This window comes from Bacillus sp. FSL M7-1020, from assembly GCF_038050415.1.
Lineage (GTDB): Bacteria > Bacillota > Bacilli > Bacillales > Bacillaceae_G > Bacillus_A > Bacillus_A toyonensis.
On the sequence record NZ_JBBOTW010000001.1, the window covers coordinates 5,100,001 to 5,102,500 of the forward strand.

At 51.5% G+C, this 2,500-nt stretch carries 9 tRNA genes and 3 rRNA genes (2 of these 12 running past the window's edge); all 12 read left to right on the forward strand.

What is annotated here, in order from left to right:
- Positions 1–965, forward strand: a 23S ribosomal RNA gene (locus MHB70_RS26240) (it extends 1,957 nt beyond the left edge of the window).
- Between the two features lie 101 nt (positions 966–1,066).
- Positions 1,067–1,182, forward strand: a 5S ribosomal RNA gene (gene rrf / locus MHB70_RS26245).
- A gap of 4 nt (positions 1,183–1,186) precedes the next feature.
- Positions 1,187–1,262 (forward strand) — tRNA-Val (locus MHB70_RS26250).
- A gap of 4 nt (positions 1,263–1,266) precedes the next feature.
- Positions 1,267–1,342 (forward strand) — tRNA-Thr (locus tag MHB70_RS26255).
- A gap of 14 nt (positions 1,343–1,356) precedes the next feature.
- Positions 1,357–1,432: transfer RNA gene (locus MHB70_RS26260), tRNA-Lys, on the forward strand.
- Positions 1,433–1,447: 15 nt separating this feature from the next.
- Positions 1,448–1,528: transfer RNA gene (locus tag MHB70_RS26265), tRNA-Leu, on the forward strand.
- Positions 1,529–1,558: 30 nt separating this feature from the next.
- Positions 1,559–1,633 (forward strand) — tRNA-Gly (locus MHB70_RS26270).
- A gap of 16 nt (positions 1,634–1,649) precedes the next feature.
- Positions 1,650–1,738 (forward strand) — tRNA-Leu (locus MHB70_RS26275).
- Positions 1,739–1,741: 3 nt separating this feature from the next.
- Positions 1,742–1,815, forward strand: a tRNA-Arg gene (locus MHB70_RS26280).
- An 8-nt stretch (positions 1,816–1,823) separates the two neighbouring features.
- Positions 1,824–1,897, forward strand: a tRNA-Pro gene (locus MHB70_RS26285).
- 10 nt (positions 1,898–1,907) lie between these two features.
- Positions 1,908–1,983: transfer RNA gene (locus MHB70_RS26290), tRNA-Ala, on the forward strand.
- 76 nt (positions 1,984–2,059) lie between these two features.
- Positions 2,060–2,500: ribosomal RNA gene (locus MHB70_RS26295) — 16S ribosomal RNA — on the forward strand; it runs 1,111 nt beyond the window's last position.

Here is a 2,500-nt window from a genome sequence, read left to right on the forward strand (position 1 = left end):
GAAATTCCTTGTCGGGTAAGTTCCGACCCGCACGAAAGGTGTAACGATTTGGGCACTGTCTCAACCAGAGACTCGGTGAAATTATAGTACCTGTGAAGATGCAGGTTACCCGCGACAGGACGGAAAGACCCCGTGGAGCTTTACTGTAGCCTGATATTGAATTTTGGTACAGTTTGTACAGGATAGGCGGGAGCCATTGAAACCGGAGCGCTAGCTTCGGTGGAGGCGCTGGTGGGATACCGCCCTGACTGTATTGAAATTCTAACCTACGGGTCTTATCGACCCGGGAGACAGTGTCAGGTGGGCAGTTTGACTGGGGCGGTCGCCTCCTAAAGTGTAACGGAGGCGCCCAAAGGTTCCCTCAGAATGGTTGGAAATCATTCGTAGAGTGCAAAGGCATAAGGGAGCTTGACTGCGAGACCTACAAGTCGAGCAGGGACGAAAGTCGGGCTTAGTGATCCGGTGGTTCCGCATGGAAGGGCCATCGCTCAACGGATAAAAGCTACCCCGGGGATAACAGGCTTATCTCCCCCAAGAGTCCACATCGACGGGGAGGTTTGGCACCTCGATGTCGGCTCATCGCATCCTGGGGCTGTAGTCGGTCCCAAGGGTTGGGCTGTTCGCCCATTAAAGCGGTACGCGAGCTGGGTTCAGAACGTCGTGAGACAGTTCGGTCCCTATCCGTCGTGGGCGTAGGAAATTTGAGAGGAGCTGTCCTTAGTACGAGAGGACCGGGATGGACGCACCGCTGGTGTACCAGTTGTTCTGCCAAGGGCATAGCTGGGTAGCTATGTGCGGAAGGGATAAGTGCTGAAAGCATCTAAGCATGAAGCCCCCCTCAAGATGAGATTTCCCATAGCGTAAGCTAGTAAGATCCCTGAAAGATGATCAGGTTGATAGGTTCGAGGTGGAAGCATGGTGACATGTGGAGCTGACGAATACTAATAGATCGAGGACTTAACCATATAATATGAAGCAATGTTATCTAGTTTTGAAAGAATATAAAAAACTTGTTGACTTTAAAAGTTAAATAAGTTACAATAATTCTTGTCTTAAATGAATACAGTCTGGTAATGATGGCAGAGAGGTCACACCCGTTCCCATACCGAACACGGAAGTTAAGCTCTCTAGCGCCGATGGTAGTTGGGACCTTGTCCCTGTGAGAGTAGGACGTTGCCAGGCAAATGGAGGATTAGCTCAGCTGGGAGAGCACCTGCCTTACAAGCAGGGGGTCGGCGGTTCGATCCCGTCATCCTCCACCATTTAGCCGACTTAGCTCAATTGGTAGAGCAACTGACTTGTAATCAGTAGGTTGGGGGTTCAAGTCCTCTAGTCGGCACCAGTTTTTAATTGTACGAGCCATTAGCTCAGTTGGTAGAGCATCTGACTTTTAATCAGAGGGTCGAAGGTTCGAATCCTTCATGGCTCACCATTTTTAATAAAATATGCGGGTGTGGCGGAATTGGCAGACGCACTAGACTTAGGATCTAGCGCCTTTGGCGTGGGGGTTCGACTCCCTTCACCCGCACTTTTAATAAAATATCTCATAACATGTCTTGCGGAAGTAGTTCAGTGGTAGAATACAACCTTGCCAAGGTTGGGGTCGCGGGTTCGAATCCCGTCTTCCGCTCCAATTTTCAATATGACATGCCGGGGTGGCGGAACAGGCAGACGCACAGGACTTAAAATCCTGCGGTGGGTGACCACCGTGCGGGTTCGACCCCCGCCCTCGGCACCATATGCGCCCGTAGCTCAATTGGATAGAGCGTTTGACTACGGATCAAGAGGTTAGGGGTTCGACTCCTCTCGGGCGCGTTTTCTTTCGGGAAGTGGCTCAGCTTGGTAGAGCACCTGGTTTGGGACCAGGGGGTCGCAGGTTCAAATCCTGTCTTCCCGATATTGTTTTTGGGGCCTTAGCTCAGCTGGGAGAGCGCCTGCCTTGCACGCAGGAGGTCAGCGGTTCGATCCCGCTAGGCTCCACCATTAGTTCTTTGAAAACTGAACGAAACAAACAACGTGAAACGTCAATTTTTATTTTTAGATGCTAGACAAACTAACTTTATTGGAGAGTTTGATCCTGGCTCAGGATGAACGCTGGCGGCGTGCCTAATACATGCAAGTCGAGCGAATGGATTGAGAGCTTGCTCTCAAGAAGTTAGCGGCGGACGGGTGAGTAACACGTGGGTAACCTGCCCATAAGACTGGGATAACTCCGGGAAACCGGGGCTAATACCGGATAATATTTTGAACTGCATGGTTCGAAATTGAAAGGCGGCTTCGGCTGTCACTTATGGATGGACCCGCGTCGCATTAGCTAGTTGGTGAGGTAACGGCTCACCAAGGCAACGATGCGTAGCCGACCTGAGAGGGTGATCGGCCACACTGGGACTGAGACACGGCCCAGACTCCTACGGGAGGCAGCAGTAGGGAATCTTCCGCAATGGACGAAAGTCTGACGGAGCAACGCCGCGTGAGTGATGAAGGCTTTCGGGTCGTAAAA